General features: G+C 71.0%; 14 protein-coding genes. 9 read left to right on the top strand and 5 right to left on the bottom strand.

The window, feature by feature from the left end; genetic code table 11:
• The first annotated feature begins 89 nt into the window (after positions 1-89).
• On the top strand, positions 90-668 hold the full coding sequence (locus tag ACTT8P_RS21565; protein ID WP_442833333.1) for a TetR/AcrR family transcriptional regulator: 579 nt from the start codon (positions 90-92) through the stop codon (positions 666-668).
• On the opposite strand, the gene ACTT8P_RS21560 is transcribed toward ACTT8P_RS21565, so the two are convergent.
• Entirely contained in the window at positions 659-1426 is a 768-nt protein-coding gene (locus ACTT8P_RS21560; protein ID WP_442833332.1) for an intradiol ring-cleavage dioxygenase, read from the bottom strand. The genes ACTT8P_RS21565 and ACTT8P_RS21560 overlap by 10 nt on opposite strands.
• A gap of 437 nt (positions 1427-1863) precedes the next feature.
• Between ACTT8P_RS21560 and ACTT8P_RS21555 the strand changes: the two genes are divergently transcribed.
• Positions 1864-2358 (top strand): hypothetical protein, encoded by a 495-nt coding sequence (locus ACTT8P_RS21555; RefSeq protein ID WP_442833331.1) that lies wholly within the window; start codon positions 1864-1866, stop codon positions 2356-2358.
• 375 nt (positions 2359-2733) lie between these two features.
• Here ACTT8P_RS21555 and ACTT8P_RS21550 read toward each other — a convergent pair whose 3' ends face one another.
• Positions 2734-3630, bottom strand: coding sequence for a LysR family transcriptional regulator (locus ACTT8P_RS21550; protein WP_442833330.1), 897 nt, complete (start codon positions 3628-3630; stop codon positions 2734-2736).
• Between the two features lie 202 nt (positions 3631-3832).
• On the opposite strand from ACTT8P_RS21550, the gene ACTT8P_RS21545 reads away from it, so the two are divergent.
• Both ACTT8P_RS21545 and ACTT8P_RS21540 read left to right on the top strand, forming a co-directional pair.
• Entirely contained in the window at positions 3833-5014 is a 1182-nt protein-coding gene (locus tag ACTT8P_RS21545; RefSeq protein WP_442833329.1) for an MBL fold metallo-hydrolase, read from the top strand.
• A 15-nt stretch (positions 5015-5029) separates the two neighbouring features.
• Positions 5030-5287, top strand: coding sequence for a hypothetical protein (locus tag ACTT8P_RS21540; protein WP_442833328.1), 258 nt, complete (start codon positions 5030-5032; stop codon positions 5285-5287).
• On the opposite strand, the gene ACTT8P_RS21535 is transcribed toward ACTT8P_RS21540, so the two are convergent.
• Both ACTT8P_RS21535 and ACTT8P_RS21530 read right to left on the bottom strand, forming a co-directional pair.
• Positions 5205-5510 carry a DUF397 domain-containing protein gene (locus tag ACTT8P_RS21535; protein WP_442833327.1) on the bottom strand — a complete coding sequence of 102 codons (306 nt, stop codon included), beginning with the start codon at positions 5508-5510 and terminating at the stop codon, positions 5205-5207. The genes ACTT8P_RS21540 and ACTT8P_RS21535 overlap by 83 nt on opposite strands.
• A complete protein-coding gene (locus tag ACTT8P_RS21530; protein ID WP_442833326.1) occupies positions 5507-6325 on the bottom strand; it encodes a helix-turn-helix domain-containing protein in 819 nt (272 codons plus the stop codon). The genes ACTT8P_RS21535 and ACTT8P_RS21530 overlap by 4 nt, the downstream gene beginning before the upstream one ends.
• A gap of 120 nt (positions 6326-6445) precedes the next feature.
• Here ACTT8P_RS21530 and ACTT8P_RS21525 point away from each other — a divergent pair, with 120 nt between their 5' ends.
• Complete coding sequence (locus ACTT8P_RS21525; RefSeq protein ID WP_442833325.1) at positions 6446-6904, top strand: ATP-binding protein; 459 nt, start codon at positions 6446-6448, stop codon at positions 6902-6904.
• 10 nt (positions 6905-6914) lie between these two features.
• On the opposite strand, the gene ACTT8P_RS21520 is transcribed toward ACTT8P_RS21525, so the two are convergent.
• Positions 6915-7733, bottom strand: coding sequence for a DUF1963 domain-containing protein (locus tag ACTT8P_RS21520; protein WP_442833324.1), 819 nt, complete (start codon positions 7731-7733; stop codon positions 6915-6917).
• A gap of 41 nt (positions 7734-7774) precedes the next feature.
• On the opposite strand from ACTT8P_RS21520, the gene ACTT8P_RS21515 reads away from it, so the two are divergent.
• The 4 genes from ACTT8P_RS21515 (at position 7775) to ACTT8P_RS21500 (ending at position 12192) form a co-directional block, all read left to right on the top strand.
• A complete protein-coding gene (locus tag ACTT8P_RS21515) occupies positions 7775-8170 on the top strand; it encodes a GNAT family N-acetyltransferase (protein WP_442833323.1) in 396 nt (131 codons plus the stop codon).
• A 91-nt stretch (positions 8171-8261) separates the two neighbouring features.
• Positions 8262-9674 carry a DUF3500 domain-containing protein gene (locus ACTT8P_RS21510; protein ID WP_442833322.1) on the top strand — a complete coding sequence of 471 codons (1413 nt, stop codon included), beginning with the start codon at positions 8262-8264 and terminating at the stop codon, positions 9672-9674.
• A 131-nt stretch (positions 9675-9805) separates the two neighbouring features.
• A complete protein-coding gene (locus tag ACTT8P_RS21505) occupies positions 9806-10774 on the top strand; it encodes an arabinan endo-1,5-alpha-L-arabinosidase (RefSeq protein ID WP_442833321.1) in 969 nt (322 codons plus the stop codon).
• Positions 10756-12192 (top strand): family 43 glycosylhydrolase, encoded by a 1437-nt coding sequence (locus tag ACTT8P_RS21500; RefSeq protein WP_442833320.1) that lies wholly within the window; start codon positions 10756-10758, stop codon positions 12190-12192. The genes ACTT8P_RS21505 and ACTT8P_RS21500 overlap by 19 nt, the downstream gene beginning before the upstream one ends.
• Positions 12193-12197 lie beyond the last annotated feature (5 nt).

Raw genomic sequence — 12197 nt, 5'->3', positions numbered from 1 at the left:
GTCTGTGACTGACGTCAGTCACAGACATCACTGTACGCCTGAACGTCAGTCGCTGTCATCACTAGGCGCGCCGTGTCTAAACTCCTCGTATGGCGAGATGGAAACCCGGGACCGCGGAGCGGCTGCAGGCGGCCGCGCTGGAACTGTTCGCGACCCGCGGCTACGAGCGCACGACCGCCACGGAGATCGCGCAGTCCGTCGGGCTGACCGAGCGGACGTTCTTCCGGCACTTCAGTGACAAGCGCGAGGTTCTCTTCCACGGGCAGCACCCGCTGGCCCAGGCGTTCCTGGACGGGGTGCGCGCGGCGCCGCCCGACGCGTCCGCCCTCGACACCGTCGCCCGCGCGCTGCGGTCCGGGGCGTCGTACTTCCCGGCGGAGCGCCGGCCCCAGGCCCGTATGCGCCAGGCCGTGATCGACGAGAACCCCGCTCTTCAGGAGCGTGAACTGCGCAAGATGGCCGACCTCGGCGCGACGCTCGCCGACACCCTCCGTGCGCGTGGCGTGGCCGATCTCGCGGCCACCGTGGCGGCCCGGACGGCCGTCGCGGTGTTCGGCATCGCTTTCACGCGCTGGGTGGGTGACGGCGAGCAGCGGTCCTTCGAGGACATCGTGGCCGAGGTGTACCGGGAACTGCTGACCCTGGCCGGTGGCGCGGCTCAGCTCTGATCGACGCCCAGGGCCAGGGTGGCGGTGTAGCCGGCCGTGGTGGAGCCGGTCACGGTCATCAGGCCGGCCGCGGCGCCGCCGTTCCCGTAGATGCCGTCCTGGGCGAGCGTGGTGCGCGGCACGGTGTTGGTCGAGTACGGGGAGACGGTGGCGACCGCGGTGGTGATCGCCTCGGCGCAGAAGAGCTGCCCGGTGTGCAGTTCCTGCCCGCCGCTGAACGAGCCGTCCGAGGTGAGGGTGACGTCCGTGTGCACCTTGACGTGGATGTGCACGCACCGGCCGCGGTACCAGCCGGGGTAGAGGGTGCTGACGCGGGCGACACCGTCGCTGCCGGTGAGGATGCCGCCGCGCAGGAAGGTGCCGTTGTCGGGCTCGTTGTGGCCGTTGTTGCCGACGAAGCCGGAGTACTCGCCGAGCGCGTCGCAGTGCCACAGCTCCACGAGCGCCTCGCTGAGCGGGGCGCAGGTGGCGTCGTCGACGACGGTGAGGACCAGTTCCAGCGGGATGCCGGGTTTGTCCTCGGTGAGGTCGGCGCGTACGAGTGCGCCGTCGAGGTAGTACGGGCCTTCCGTCAGCTCCTTGGTGAGGGTGCAGACGGCCGCGGCGGCGACGGGGGTGGTCGTGGGGGTCTGCGGTGCGTTGGTGTCGGCGGTCGTGGCGCCGACGGTGAGGGCGGCGGCGGTGGCACCGGTGCCGAGGAGGACGGTGCGGCGCCGGATGTGGGGGTTGGTGGTGTGGGGGTTGGTGTTTTCTGTCATGGGCACGGCACCGTAAGGAGGTCGCCTGGCAGCGGGCTGTGAGTTGGGCAAAGTGACGGGATGTCAAGTCCCGGACCGGTCACAGGCGGACGGCCGCCTTCCGGGCACCCCGCGCTTCCTCACCCGGGCGCGGTTGCGTACCCGCGCGGACGACTGCACGACGTCCGTAGCGGCCACGGTGGAGCAGAAGGAGCACGGTGGCGGCGCGTCCGCGACCGGGACTGGCTCCATCTCGTCGTGTCCGGCTCGGACACCGCGCGCCGCGTTCGCATGGACGAGCCCGCCGGCCCTGTCTACCGGTCCGTCGAGCCCGGCGACCGCGTCACGGTGACCTACTGGCGCGGCGAGATCCGCGCGGTGAGCATGGGCACCGACGGCCTCCGGCAGGCCACCTGCGCCGGCCCGCGCGGTGGCTGGCGGATGCCGCTGGGCGGTACGTGTGGGTCGTCGCGGCGGCATGGCCGACCGCCGTGCTGTGGGGCGCGTGGAGCCTTTTCGCGAGCACGCTCGGCAGCGGAGTGCCGGGGGTGCTGCTGGTGGCGGCGGGCGGGGCGCCGGGGGCAGCGGCCGTGAGCGGCCTGTTCGTGTGGCTGGCGGCGGCACGGCGGCTGCGCAGGGCGGGGAGCACCGGGGACATCGTCCCGGTCGCGCCGGCCGGGCGCCGGGTGGTGGTCGGCGACGGCCGCCCGGCGGCGACGCCGGACCCGGCGGGCCGCTTCGCCCTCAAGGAGCTGCCGGGGACGCTGGTGGTGGAAGGCGTACGGGGTTTCCGGATCGGTGAGGATCCCGAGGGCTGGTTCCAGATGTACGAGTGGACCGGCGTGGCCGTCGAGTGCCGGGACGGGGAGCAGACGGTACTCGTGGCCACGCGGCGGCGCGACGCGCCGGTGGTTCTGGGGGCGTTGAGGGCGTCGAGGGCGTCGAGGGTGTGACTGGGGGGAACGGAACGGGGTCCCCGGCGGCGACGGGCCCTTGGGTGGGCCGGGCCGTGTCCGGCGTGATGGTCGCGCGCTCGTGTCTCGCCTGCGCGCCGGGCCGTCTCGGCGGCCAGCGGTGGGTGGGCGCCTCGACTAAAGACGTGTCCGGACATGGGGCGGGGCGATGTGACGGAAGACGTTCTGAACCACATGCGGGACAGTCGAGACGGTGGGCGCCCGGACGAGTCCTGGAAATGGATGACACTTCGGGTTGAAGTGTCATGCGTTTTGGAGGGGGGTGGGGAGGTGGTGGAGGGAGAGCTCCCAGGCCGGGTGGCTGTCTCCACACCGGCTCCGGCGCCCCACGGCACGCCGGGTCGCGCCGGAAGCCTAGGACGCGGCGGCGCGCTCCCGGGCGGTGGTGATGTACGCGAGGACGCCGGGGTCGCGCTGGCCGGGCTGCCAGCACAGCGCCGTACGGGCCTCCTCGACATCGCTCAGGGGGACGAAGATGACGCCCGGACGCTGGTAGTGCGACGCCGCCGAGGACGCCGCGATGCACAGCCCGCGCCCGGCGGCGCACAGGTCCAGCAACTCGTCGAAGTCACTGGCCCGCGGGCCGCGGGCGGGACGGGAGCCGTCGGCCCGCGGGTCGACCAGCCACCAGTCCGTCGCGACCTCCGGTGCGTCGGCGATGCCGAGGAAGACTTCGGTATTGGTCTCCTCGATGCTGACGGCGTCGCGGCCGGCCAGCCGGTGACCGGACGGCACACCGAGCAGGCGCGGCTGCCGCCCGACCGTGACCCACCGCACGGACGGCCCGACCGGCGGCAGCGGCTCGGGCAGGTACAGCACATCCAGGCTGCCCGCGCGCAGCGCCGCGAGGGCACCGTCGATGCCGGTCCGGCGGGTGACCACCCGCACCTCCGGGTGCCGCTCGGCCATCCGTGCGATGACCGCCGCCCGCAGCTCGTCGGCCGCGGCGGCGAACACCCCGACCCGGACCTCGCCCGGCGGCGCGGCGGCCTGCCCCGCGGCCCACAGGGCCACCGCCTCGTGCGCCTGGGTGGCGGCCCGTGCCAGTGGCAGCAGTTCCCTGCCGGCAGCGGTGAGTTCGACCCCCCGCTGGGTCCGCGTGAACAGCCGCGCGTGCACCAGCCGCTCCAGGCGGCTGATCTGCTGGCTGAGTGACGGCGGGGCCAGGTGAAGCCGCTGCGCGGCCCGCCCCACCTGCCCCTCCTCGGCGAGCGCCACGAAGTAGCGCAAGGCGTGGGCGGACACGTCCACGGCTTCCCCTCCGCTCCCGACCGGGCCGACCTGCCCGATGACCTGCACTCTTAGGACTTTCCGAACGGTACCTAGCCAGGTCCTTCTTGCCCAGACCCCGGTCCGATGAGCACTGTTCTGCGCACACGATCAGTGGCCAACGGTGTCCATCCTGTCGTCCTCACGACCTGGCTGGCGCCCACGAGCAAGGAGTCCCTTGTCCATGTGCGACCTGCCCGCAACCACATCCTGCTCCGACCCGGCCGGGGCCGCCGCCCCGGCCGAGCGCCGGGGCCTGTCGCGCCGCGGCGTCATGGGGGCGTTCGCCGCGTCCGCCGCGGCCGTGACGGCCGGTGGCCTGCCCGGCCTGGTGACGACTGCCGGCGCGTCCACCGCCGCCACCGGTACGGCCGGTTCCGAACGGCTGTCGCTCACCCTGCTCGGGACGCTCGGCGGCCCGCCGCCGCTGGCCGCCCGGTTCGGCATCTCCAGCGCGCTCGTCGTCAACGGACGCACCTACGTCGTCGACTGCGGACGCGGCGCCGTGAGCCAGTACATGCGCGCCGGTCTTTCGATGCCGTCACTGGCCGGCATCTTCCTCACCCATCTGCACGCCGACCACACCGCCGACTACTTCTCCTTCCCCCTGCTGTGCGCCGGCGTCACCGGCGAACAGGGCTTCCAGTCGGCGGTCGACGTGTACGGCCCGGGACCGTCCGGCCTCCCCTCCCTCCTCACGGACTCGGCCGGCGCCACCACCCCCGGACTCGCCGAGCTGACCCGGCTCGCGAACCGCTCCGCCGCCGCCTCCACGACGTTCTTCCTCGCCGAACACTTCGGCGTGGACCCGGCGACGCTGCTCGACGTCCACGAGATCATGCCGCCCGACTCGGTCGGCGCGTCGTCGGCGAACACGGCGCCGACCGGCATGGCGCCGTTCACCGTCATGGAGAACGACGACGTCAAGGTGTCGGCGATCCTGGTACCGCACGGGGCGGTCTACCCGGCGTACGCCTATCGGTTCGACACCGAGTACGGCAGCGTGGTCTTCTCCGGCGACACCGGGCCGACGCCCAACATTCCCCGCCTGGCCAAGGGGGCGGACGTTCTGGTGCACGAGGCGGCGGACATGGCCGCGCTGCCCGAGCTGGGCTATCCCACGGCCACGATCGACCACATCCGCGCCGTGCACACCGACGTCACGCTGCTCGGCGGCATCGCCGCCGAGGCGGGCGTACGGACCCTCATGGCCAGCCACCTGACGCCGGGGGATCCGACCGTGCGGTCCGACGCGCAGTGGCGCAAGTCGCTGCGTGCCAGCGCCCGCTCGGCCGACTTCCACGGCGGCATGGTCCTCGGCGAGGACCTCATGCGGGTCCCGGTCCGCTCCGACCACCACTCCTGAAAGGGATCAATGATGATGCCGTTCTCTGACAGCACCACCAGCAGCAAGCCGGCGGCCTCCGGGGCGGTGATCAGCGGCGTGATCGGAGGAGTCATCGGGGCGGTGATGAGCGCTCTGGCCAACTATCTCGTGGTCGGCATGCCCTCCGACGCGGCGGCGAACGCGGTCAACCACGCCGTCTCCGGACTGATCAGCGGTTTCCTCGCCGGGTTCCTGGGCCTCCTGGCACACCAGCGCAAAGAACGCCGGAGCCGTCAGCAGACAACCGGGTGAGGAAGTCGCGCCAGGCGGCGGGGGAGAGGGTGAGGCGGGGGCCGTCCTTGTCCTTGGAGTCGCGGACGTGGAGGGTCTGGGGGAGGGGGGCTATCTCTACGCAGTCGCCGGACCCGCTGCTGCTGTAGCTGGATTTGCGCCAGGTGAGGGCGACTTCGACGCAGTCGCCATCGCTGCTGCTGCTGAAGCTGGACTTGAACCAGGCGAGCTGGTCGGTACTCATAGATCCCCTCGCATCCGCCGCAGCAGGCTCACGGAGTCCGGGACGGTGAGAGCCTGCGAACGCATACTGGCATACCGCTTCTGCAGCACGCTGACTACTTTTCGGTCCGTGATCAACTGGCCGCTCTTCTGCCCCTCGTTATAGGCGAGCCACTCGCTCTCGGGCGTCTCCAGCAGGTGGATGGGCCCTTGCAACCCGGCGTGCGTCTCCCGTACCAGGGGCATGACCTGAATCTGGACGTTCCGCAGTTCGGCGATGTCCAAGATGTGATCGATCTGTCCGCGCATCACCTCGGCGCCACCCGTGCGACGCAGGAACACATGCTCTTCCAGGATGAAACTGAACGCGGTGTTCGGGCGCTCCCGCAGCAACTTCTGCCTCTCGGCCCGAGCGGCCCACCGTTCCTCGATCTGGTCGTCACCCAACGGTGGCACCGCCGCCGTGGACAGAGCGCGTACGTACGCTTCGGTCTGCAACAGGCCAGGAACCATCCGGCACTCATACGTGCACAGGGCGATGGCCATCCCTTCCAACTGAGCCCACCGGCGAAACCACGCCGCCAACCCCGGCTGCCGCACCAGATGAGCCGAAGCCTTCCGCAATGCCCCCGTGTTGCCCGTGGCCTCCTCACCCCGCTCCACGAAGAAGACATCCGGCATCCGTCTGCCCAACTCCACGGACGCCACCGTATGTTTGGAGAACCGCACCCGGCGCGCGAACTCCACCCTGCTGAGCCCCGCGTGTTCCCGCAGGGCCTGCACCACCGCTCCGAACGTCCGCAGACTGTCCGACGACTCATCGACCACGTCCGTCACCTCCCACCCCCATGGTCACGGCATGTGACGAGTACTGTCCAGTCAGTCACCGCGTACTCCGCGTGAGAGTACGCGGTGTTTGCCTGGTGAAGCGGGGCCCACTGGCCCCAGATTGGGCACATGACAGCACCATCGGCCCGCCGGGCGGCCGTTACCGTACGTGTGTTCACCCAGCGGCTCAGTGCCACCCCGCGCGGCGCCCGCCTCGCCCGGCGGCTCACCGGGAGCCAACTGGAAGCCTGGGGCATCCCCTACGGGTCGGACGTCTCCGACCGCGCCGCCGTGATCGTCGCGGAACTGGCCGCCAACGCCGTGACCCACGGCCGGGTGCCCGGCCGGGACTTCGAACTGACCCTCACGCTCGGCCCGGCGGTGCTCCGGATCGAGGTGACGGACACGCACAGCGGTCCGCCCCGCCCGGCCGTACGTCCCGCCGGGCCGCTCGACGAGCACGGCCGGGGGCTGTTCCTCGTCGACGCGTTGGCGGACCGCTGGGAGGTGGTGGAGGGGGAGCCGCCCGCCAAGACGGTACGGGCGGTCCTCGCCGTGGGAGGTCAGCCGGCGCCGGACCCCGGCTGAGCCCGCCGGGTCACGGCGGACCCTCGAAGAAGCCCAGGACGGTGACCTCTCCGAAGCGCCGCCGGGCCGCGTCATGGCGGTCGATCGTCCAGTAGACGTCGCCGTCGACGTAGCGGCCGCCGTACCACTGGACGAGCAGGGCCCAGTCCTCGAACCGGGGCGGCTCCCCGCTCCGGTTGGCCGCCATCCAGGCGGACGCGGTGAGCATGTCGGTCTCGCCGTAGGGGTCCTGGGTGTACCCGTCGAGCTGGAAGTGGGGGCCGTGGCGGCCGTCCTCGCGTCGCACGTCCTGCCAGGCGTCGCGCAGTTGCCGGGCGTGGGGGTGTGCGGCGCGGTCGTAGAGCGACTCGTTGTCCGGGAGGGAGACGTCGTAGGTCAGGCGCAGGATCTCGTCCCCCGGAGAGCTCGGGCGGTCCAGGAGCGCCCAGGGGTCGTCGGGCGAGTGGCCGGACTCCAGGTCCCGTTCCACCACGGGCGTCCCGGCCGGCACGTACACCGCCTCGCCGCCCGCGTCCATGCCCTGGTCGTAGGACCGGGCGAACAGCAGGAGCCCGCCGTCCGGCGGCAGCGGCAGCGTCGTGGCGTCCCCGGGCAGTGCCGCGAGGTCGAGGGAGGCGATGAGGTACGTACGCGGCGGGACGGCGGGATGGCCGGCGGGCAGCGCCGCGGGCCCGCCGAAACGGCCCACGACCGGGCCGTCCCCGTGCGGCGTGAGCGTCGCGCACGGCCGGGCGGCCGCCAGCCACCGCTCCACCTCGGCGGCCGGGACACCATGCGCCAGCGCCTTCTGCCGGAACCGGTGGAGCCGGTCGAGCATCTCGGGTTTCATGCGGGGAACTTAGCGCCGGGCACTGACATGAGGAGCGGACCGTGACGATCGAGTACCAGTGGCGCGGCGACTTCGCCAACGCCTCCCTCGACGCGCTGCACGCCGAGGGGTTCGGCCACCCGGCCGCCGCGACCGACTGGCGGGCCCGGCTGGAACGGCACAGCCTCGGATGGGTCTGCGCCCGGGACGGCGCGGCGCTGGCCGGGTTCGTCAATGTCGCCTGGGACGGCGGGGCGCACGCCTTCCTGCTGGACACGGTGGTCGGCCGGCGGTACCGGGGGAGCGGTGTCGGGGTCGCGCTCGTCACCAGGGCGGCCGAAGGGGCCCGCGCCGCGCGGTGCGAGTGGCTGCACGTCGACTTCGAGGAGCGGCTGCGCCCGTTCTACCTCGACGGCTGCGGCTTCCGGGAGACGGCGGCGGGGCTCATCGCCCTGTGACACCTGACAACTCGCCCCGCCGGGCGGACTCATGGGTGGCTCACAGCCACATCTCACGGAAAAATCAGGCGGCCGGGGGAACTTGGCGCCCATGCACGCACACAGACCACGCACCCCCGAGACCGAGCGCACCCGCCGCTGGTTCATGAACCGGTCGCTGCTGCTCGGCGGCGGTGCCGCGGTGGCCGCCATGACGGGCTGTTCCCCCGGCACCTCGGAGACGGGCACCGCCACCTCCAGCGGTATGCCGTCCGGCGGTCCGGGCGGCGCCGGCGGCGGCATGGGGCCCGGCGCCACCGAGGTGAAGTACGCCGACTTCGTCGGGGTCACCACCGACGGCAAGGTCGTCGACGACCTGTACTCGATCCACTCCACCGACGTCTCCACCGACAAGGTGGTGCAGGCCGCGCAGAAGTTCCTGGACGGGCTGACCGCCAAGGAGCGCAAGGCGTCCGTCTTCGACGTAGACGACGACGAATGGCTGGCCTGGAGCAACGTCGACGGCTACGAACGCGAGGGCGCCCGGATGGGCGACCTGACCGACAAGCAGCAGGAACTCGGCTACGCCCTGCTCGGCGCCGCCCTCTCCGCCGACGGCCTCAAGCAGACCCGCGGCATCATGAAACTCAACGGGTTCCTCGGCGAGTACAACGGCGGCAACCGCGAAACCCTGGAGGAGGGCGCCTACTTCTTCACCTTCATGGGCACCCCCTCGACCACCAAGCCGTGGGGTTTCCAGTTCGAGGGCCACCACGTGGCCATCAACTACTTCGTCCTCGGCGACCAGGTCGTCATGACCCCGACCTTCATGGGCTCCGAGCCGACCGAGAAGACGTACCAGGGCGAGAAGATCTCCCTGTTCAAGCCGGAGACCAAGGCCGGACTCGCGATGATCCGCGCACTGACGTCGGCCCAGCGCGCCAAGGTCATCGACTCCACCAAGGAGAAGAGCGGCACCGACATGATCGCGGGGGCCGGCGCGGACAACCTGGAACTGCCCTACGCGGGCCTGGCCGGCGCCGAGATGACCGACGCGCAGCAGCAGAAACTGCTCGACCTGGTCGGCGTCTACGTCGGCTACATGGACGACGGGCACGCCGCGGTGAAGCTGAAGGAGGTGGCGGACCACATCGACGAGACCTACTTCTACTGGCTCGGCGGGACCAAGGACTCCTCCGCGTTCTACTACCGCGTGCACAGCCCGGTCGTGCTCATCGAGTACGACGCCCAGTCACCGCTGTTCTACGGCACCGACTCGGCGGGCGCGGGTGGCGGCATGCCGAGCGGTCAGCCGAGCGGTCAGCCCTCCGGTATGCCCAGCGGCCAGCCCTCCGGTATGCCCAGCGGCCAGCCGTCCGGCATGCCCAGCGGCGGCCCCGGCGGCGGCATGGGCATGGGCGGCGGCACCCCCACCCAGGAACACATCCACACCATGATCCGCACCCCCAACGGCAACGACTACGGCGTCGACCTCCTCAAGCTCCACCTGGAGACCGACCACTGACGAACGAGCGGGGCTGCGCGAACCATTGACGCGCAAGGGGTTCGATTCTACGGTCCCGTTCGAACTGACGGCTAATGTTCGTCATTTCGAACGGGACCGTCTTGTGCACCCCCTTCCGCAAGGAGACCCGCATGAGCCGCAAACGCACCGCTCTCCTCGCCCTCCCCGCAGCCGCCCTGCTCGCCCTGCTGCCGAGCACGGCTCAGGCGTACCCGAACCCCGGCTACGTCACCGGCTCGGTCGTCACCCACGACCCGACGATGATCCGCACCTCGTCCGGCCAGTACCTGCTCTACGCCACCGGCGGCGGCATCGCCAGCAAGTCGTCCACCGACCGCACCGCCTTCAGCGCGGGCGCCGACGCCTTCTCGGCCAAACCGAGCTGGTGGTCGACGTACTCCTCGGTCCCGGAGTCCTGGGCGCCGGACATCTCGTACCACGGCGGCAAGTACCTGATGTACTACTCCGTCTCAAAGTTCGGCGTGAACACCTCCGCCATCGGACTGGCGGGCTCCACCACCGGCCAGCCGGGCTCCTGGACCGACTACGGCGTCGTCTACACCTCGAACAGCTCCAGCGACTACAACGCCATCGACCCCAACCTCTTCGTCGACGACGACGGCAAGTGGTGGCTGTCCTTCGGCAGTTGGTGGACCGGCATCAAGATGATCCAGATCAACCCGGCCACCGGCAAGCAGCTCTCCTCCAACACCACCCGCTACTCGCTCGCCTCCCGCCCCACCGGGACCAAGGCCGTCGAGGCCCCGTACGTCGTCAAGCGGAACGGGTACTACTACCTCTTCGCCTCGTACGACACCTGCTGCGCCGGCGCCAGCTCCACGTACAAGGTCAAGGTCGGCCGGGCCACCTCCGTCACCGGGCCGTACTACGACAAGAACGGCGTGTCGATGATGAACAACGGCGGCACGCCCGTCCTGGAGTCGCACGGCAGCGTCATCGGCCCCGGCGGCCAGTCGATCATGAACGACTCCGACGGCGACCTGATCGTCTACCACTACTACGACGGCAACGACAACGGCACCCCGAAGCTCGGCATCAACCTCCTGAACTGGAGCAGCGGATGGCCCGTCGCCTACTGACCCTGGTGGCGGCCCTCCTGCTGGCCCTCTCGCTCGGGCAGTCCGCCGCGAGCGCCGCCACGTTCGCCAACCCCGTCAAGTCCGTCAAGGGCGCCGACCCCTGGATCTCGTACCACGACGGCAACTACTACCTGGTGTCGACGAGCTGGACCGACGTCATCACCGTCCGCAAGGCCCCGACCCTGGCCGGCCTGGCCACCGCGCCCAGCGTGCAGGTGTGGCAGGGCGACGCGTCCTCGCGCTGCTGCAACATCTGGGCGCCCGAACTGCACTACCTGAACGGCCACTGGTACCTGTACTACGTGGCCGGGCAGAACGTCTCCGACTACAACCCCACCCAGCGCAGCCACGTCCTGGAGAGCGCCGGGTCCGATCCGCTCGGCCCGTACACCTACAAGGGGCAACTGGGCTCCTCCTGGATGCTGGACCCGACGGTGGCGACCATCAACGGGCAGCTCTACCTGTTCGGCAGCGCGAGCGGCGGCGGGACGCAGAACCTCGTCGCCGCGCGGATGTCCAACCCGTACACGGTGAGTTCGTCGTTCACGACGGTGTCGACCCCGACGTACGACTGGGAACGGGTCGGCGGCACGGTCAACGAGGGGCCGGAGATCCTCCAGCGCGGCGGCCGGACCTTCCTGGTCTACTCGGCCAGCGGCTGCTGGACCCCGGACTACAAGCTGGGACAGCTGGAGCTGACCGGGACGAACCCCGCGTCCGCGGCGTCCTGGACGAAGAAGCCGACCCCCGTCTTCCAGCGCGGTGACGCGGGCGGGGTGTACGGGCCGGGCCACAACGGCTTCTTCACCTCGCCGGACGGCACCGAGAACTGGATCGTCTACCACGCCAACGACTCGGCCTCCGACGGCTGCGACAACGGGCGGACCACCAGAGCGCAGAAGTTCACCTGGAACGCCGACGGCACCCCGAACCTCGGCACCCCGGTGGCCCTCGGGGCAAGCCAGGCCGGACCCTCCGGGGAGCCCTCCGGGGTCGCCGCCACCTACACCCTCACCAACCGCAACAGCGGCAAGTGCCTGGAGGTGACCGGCGGTTCCACGGCGGACGGAGCCAATGTCGCGCAGTACACCTGCGACGGCGGCGCCCACCAGCGCTGGCGGCTCCAGGACCTCGGCGACGACACCCACCGGCTGCTCAACGCCGGCACCGGGAAGGTACTGGACACCGCCGACTGCTCGGCGGCCGACGGCGCCGACCTGCGGCAGTGGGGCTGGCTGGACAACACCTGCCAGCGGTTCCGCTTCCTCGCCACGGACAGCGGCTACGTCCGTATCACCAACCAGGCCACCGGCAAGGTCGCGGACGTGGCCGACTGCTCGACCGCGGACTCGGCCGACGTCCGCCAGTGGACCTGGCTGAACAACACCTGCCAGCAGTGGCGGCTCAACCCGGTCTGACCGGC

Origin of the sequence: Streptomyces sp. JW3 (assembly GCF_052216785.1) — a bacterium.
In the GTDB taxonomy this organism is placed as follows: Bacteria; Actinomycetota; Actinomycetes; order Streptomycetales; family Streptomycetaceae; genus Streptomyces.
The sequence above is the reverse complement of the archived record's forward strand: the minus strand, read 5'-3'. Positions and strand labels throughout refer to the sequence as shown.

Bases quoted from the DNA above. Each gene is read 5' to 3' on its own strand.
- ACTT8P_RS21535 (WP_442833327.1), bottom strand. From the start codon at position 5,510: ATGAGTACCGACCAGCTCGCCTGGTTCAAGTCCAGCTTCAGCAGCAGC.
- ACTT8P_RS21540 (WP_442833328.1), top strand. From the start codon at position 5,030: ATGCCGTTCTCTGACAGCACCACCAGCAGCAAGCCGGCGGCCTCCGGG.
- ACTT8P_RS21520 (WP_442833324.1), bottom strand. From the start codon at position 7,733: ATGAAACCCGAGATGCTCGACCGGCTCCACCGGTTCCGGCAGAAGGCG.
- ACTT8P_RS21545 (WP_442833329.1), top strand. From the start codon at position 3,833: ATGTGCGACCTGCCCGCAACCACATCCTGCTCCGACCCGGCCGGGGCC.
- ACTT8P_RS21510 (WP_442833322.1), top strand. From the start codon at position 8,262: ATGCACGCACACAGACCACGCACCCCCGAGACCGAGCGCACCCGCCGC.
- ACTT8P_RS21525 (WP_442833325.1), top strand. From the start codon at position 6,446: ATGACAGCACCATCGGCCCGCCGGGCGGCCGTTACCGTACGTGTGTTC.
- ACTT8P_RS21500 (WP_442833320.1), top strand. From the start codon at position 10,756: ATGGCCCGTCGCCTACTGACCCTGGTGGCGGCCCTCCTGCTGGCCCTC.
- ACTT8P_RS21560 (WP_442833332.1), bottom strand. From the start codon at position 1,426: ATGACAGAAAACACCAACCCCCACACCACCAACCCCCACATCCGGCGC.
- ACTT8P_RS21565 (WP_442833333.1), top strand. From the start codon at position 90: ATGGCGAGATGGAAACCCGGGACCGCGGAGCGGCTGCAGGCGGCCGCG.
- ACTT8P_RS21505 (WP_442833321.1), top strand. From the start codon at position 9,806: ATGAGCCGCAAACGCACCGCTCTCCTCGCCCTCCCCGCAGCCGCCCTG.